Here is a 3,042-nt window from a genome sequence, read left to right as displayed (position 1 = left end):
ATGTGGGTTGTATGGTTAAGTGACTAAGCGTATACGGTGGATGCCTAGGCAATCAGAGGCGATGAAGGACGTGTTAATCTGCGATAAGCTGTGTGGAGCCGATAAAAGGCTTTGATGCACAGATTTCCGAATGGGGAAACCCACTTGCATAAGCAAGTATCGTTAAGTGAATACATAGCTTAACGAGGCGAACCCGGGGAACTGAAACATCTAAGTACCCGGAGGAAAAGAAATCAACCGAGATTCCCCTAGTAGCGGCGAGCGAACGGGGATTAGCCCTTAAGTCTTTTAGAAGTTAGTGGAATGAGTTGGAAAGCTCAACGGTACAGGGTGATAGTCCCGTACACGAAAACGACTTTAAGATGAAATCGAGTAGGACGGAGCACGTGAAACTTTGTCTGAATATGGGGGGACCATCCTCCAAGGCTAAATACTCCTGATTGACCGATAGTGAACCAGTACCGTGAGGGAAAGGCGAAAAGAACCCCTGTGAGGGGAGTGAAATAGAACCTGAAACCGTATACGTACAAGCAGTGGGAGCGGTTCTTGAGACCGTGACTGCGTACCTTTTGTATAATGGGTCAGCGACTTACATTTTGTAGCAAGGTTAACCGTTTAGGGGAGCCGTAGGGAAACCGAGTCTTAACTGGGCGTACAGTTGCAAGGTGTAGACCCGAAACCCGGTGATCTAGCCATGGGCAGGTTGAAGATTGGGTAACACCAATTGGAGGACCGAACCGACTAATGTTGAAAAATTAGCGGATGACTTGTGGCTAGGGGTGAAAGGCCAATCAAACCGGGAGATAGCTGGTTCTCCTCGAAAGCTATTTAGGTAGCGCCTCGAGCGAATACCATTGGGGGTAGAGCACTGTTAAGGCTAGGGGGTCATCCCGACTTACCAACCCTTTGCAAACTCCGAATACCAATGAGTACTACTCGGGAGACACACGGCGGGTGCTAACGTCCGTCGTGGAAAGGGAAACAACCCAGACCGTCAGCTAAGGTCCCAAAGTGTATGTTAAGTGGGAAACGATGTGGGAAGGCTCAGACAGCCAGGATGTTGGCTTAGAAGCAGCCATCATTTAAAGAAAGCGTAATAGCTCACTGGTCGAGTCGGCCTGCGCGGAAGATTTAACGGGGCTAAACATACCACCGAAGCTACGGGTTCATACTTTGTATGAGCGGTAGAGGAGCGTTCTGTAAGCGGTTGAAGGTGAAGGGGTAACCCACACTGGACGTATCAGAAGTGCGAATGCTGACATGAGTAACGATAAAGGGGGTGAAAAACCCCCTCGCCGGAAGACCAAGGGTTCCTGTCCAACGTTAATCGGGGCAGGGTGAGTCGACCCCTAAGTCGAGGCCGAAAGGCGTAGACGATGGGAAACGGGTTAATATTCCCGTACTTGTTATAACTGCGATGGAGAGACGGAGAAGGCTAGGCTAGCGCGGCGTTGGTTGTCCGCGTTTAAGGTAGTAGGCTGTGTACTTAGGCAAATCCGGGTACACACTAGGCTGAGAGCTGATGACGAGGTTCTACGGAACTGAAGTAGTTGATGCCATGCTTCCAGGAAAATCTTCTAAGCTTCAGGTTATAACGAATCGTACCCCAAACCGACACAGGTGGTCAGGTAGAGAATACTAAGGCGCTTGAGAGAACTCGGCTGAAGGAACTAGGCAAAATGGTACCGTAACTTCGGGAGAAGGTACGCCCCTGATGGTGATGAGACTTGCTCTCTAAGCTATTGGGGGTCGCAGATACCAGGTGGCTGCAACTGTTTATCAAAAACACAGCACTGTGCAAACACGTAAGTGGACGTATACGGTGTGACGCCTGCCCGGTGCCGGAAGGTTAATTGATTGGGTTAGATTTATTTCGAAGCTCATGATCGAAGCCCCGGTAAACGGCGGCCGTAACTATAACGGTCCTAAGGTAGCGAAATTCCTTGTCGGGTAAGTTCCGACCTGCACGAATGGCGTAATGATGGCCACGCTGTCTCCAGCCGAGACTCAGTGAAATTGAAATCGCAGTGAAGATGCTGTGTACCCGCGGCTAGACGGAAAGACCCCGTGAACCTTTACTACAGCTTGGCACTGAACATTGCTCCTACATGTGTAGGATAGGTGGGAGGCTTCGAAGCGGTGACGCCAGTCATCGTGGAGCCGTCCTTGAAATACCACCCTTGTATGCGTGATGTTCTAACGTAGGTCCCTAATCGGGATTGCGGACAGTGCCTGGTGGGTAGTTTGACTGGGGCGGTCTCCTCCCAAAGAGTAACGGAGGAGCACGAAGGTTAGCTAAACACGGTCGGACATCGTGTGGTTAGTGCAATGGCATAAGCTAGCTTAACTGCGAGACAGACACGTCGAGCAGGTACGAAAGTAGGTCATAGTGATCCGGTGGTTCTGAATGGAAGGGCCATCGCTCAACGGATAAAAGGTACTCCGGGGATAACAGGCTGATACCGCCCAAGAGTTCATATCGACGGCGGTGTTTGGCACCTCGATGTCGGCTCATCACATCCTGGGGCTGAAGTCGGTCCCAAGGGTATGGCTGTTCGCCATTTAAAGTGGTACGCGAGCTGGGTTCAGAACGTCGTGAGACAGTTCGGTCCCTATCTGCCGTGGGCGTTGGATGATTGAAGGGGGCTGCTCCTAGTACGAGAGGACCGGAGTGGACGAACCGCTGGTGTTCGGGTTGTCATGCCAATGGCATTGCCCGGTAGCTACGTTCGGAATCGATAACCGCTGAAAGCATCTAAGCGGGAAGCGAGCCCTGAGATGAGTCATCCCTAGCAGTTTAACTGCTCTAAAGGGCCGTCTAAGACCAAGACGTTGATAGGCAAGGTGTGTAAGCGTTGTGAGGCGTTGAGCTAACTTGTACTAATGACCCGTGAGGCTTAACCATACAACCCAGATGGGTTTTGGTAGCAATGGTTGCTATAAGATAAAGATATCAGACTTTTCCAGATTAGATTAACGCGCTAAAACAGCGAGTTAATAACAAATTATGCTTGGCGACCATAGCATTTTGGACCCACCTGA

1 rRNA gene is annotated in these 3,042 nt (G+C 50.6%); it reads left to right on the top strand.

Annotated elements, in window-relative coordinates:
• The first annotated feature begins 13 nt into the window (after positions 1-13).
• Positions 14-2,905: ribosomal RNA gene (locus GFB48_RS17020) — 23S ribosomal RNA — on the top strand.
• Positions 2,906-3,042 lie beyond the last annotated feature (137 nt).

Origin of the sequence: Paraferrimonas sp. SM1919 (assembly GCF_010993985.1) — a bacterium.
Lineage (GTDB): Bacteria > Pseudomonadota > Gammaproteobacteria > Enterobacterales > Shewanellaceae > SM1919.
The sequence above is the reverse complement of the archived record's forward strand: the minus strand, read 5'-3'. Positions and strand labels throughout refer to the sequence as shown.